The sequence below is a fragment of the Vibrio rhodolitus genome, from assembly GCF_003350325.1.
Lineage (GTDB): Bacteria > Pseudomonadota > Gammaproteobacteria > Enterobacterales > Vibrionaceae > Vibrio > Vibrio rhodolitus.
The window spans coordinates 1-888 of record NZ_QLYZ01000051.1; the positions used below are offsets into that span (position 1 = coordinate 1).

The following is an 888-nucleotide window of genomic DNA, read 5'->3' on the forward strand; positions in this document are numbered from 1 at the left end:
GCTGAAAGCATCTAAGCGGGAAGCGAGCCTTGAGATGAGTTCTCCCTGATACTTTAAGTATCCTAAAGGGTTGTCGGAGACTACGACGTTGATAGGTCAGGTGTGTAAGTGCTGTGAGGCATTGAGCTAACTGATACTAATTGCCCGTGAGGCTTAACCATACAACACCCAAGGGGTTTTGATGGACTCAAATAGAACATTGAATGTGTAAGAACGAAAACAGCTTTCCAGATTAAAGAATTTGCTTGGCGACCATAGCGATTTGGACCCACCTGATTCCATGCCGAACTCAGAAGTGAAACGAATTAGCGCCGATGGTAGTGTGGGGTTTCCCCATGTGAGAGTAGGACATCGCCAGGCTTTATTTCGCGCTTGCTTATTTAATAAGCAAGTCACCATAAAGTTTTAAGAAAACTTAGAATTTTATGTTGACTTTCAAAGTGGGAAGCGTATTATACGCACCTCGCTGACGCACTAAGGTGCTGAAAGCAAAGCTCTTTAACAATATAAACCTATCAATCTGTGTGGGCACTCGTTGATGATAATCCAATTAGAAGCTTCGGCTTCAAATTTGATTTCAATGAACTGAGTGACCAATTCGATACTTAGTATCGGCACAGTCAATTCAACATTACTATGTAATGTAATCAGTATTCATTGAGTCACCAAAATCTTAAATTGAAGAGTTTGATCATGGCTCAGATTGAACGCTGGCGGCAGGCCTAACACATGCAAGTCGAGCGGCAGCGACAACATTGAACCTTCGGGGGATTTGTTGGGCGGCGAGCGGCGGACGGGTGAGTAATGCCTAGGAAATTGCCCTGATGTGGGGGATAACCATTGGAAACGATGGCTAATACCGCATGATGCCTACGGGCCAAAGAGGGG

The 888-nt window shown here is 44.6% G+C and carries 3 rRNA genes; all 3 read left to right on the forward strand.

The features are described 5' to 3' along the window. A 23S ribosomal RNA gene (locus DPF93_RS21045) occupies window positions 1-161 on the forward strand; the annotation flags it as partial. A gap of 83 nt (window positions 162-244) precedes the next feature. After that, window positions 245-360 (forward strand): 5S ribosomal RNA (gene rrf, locus DPF93_RS21050). A gap of 315 nt (window positions 361-675) precedes the next feature. Then, window positions 676-888: ribosomal RNA gene (locus DPF93_RS21055) — 16S ribosomal RNA — on the forward strand; the annotation flags it as partial.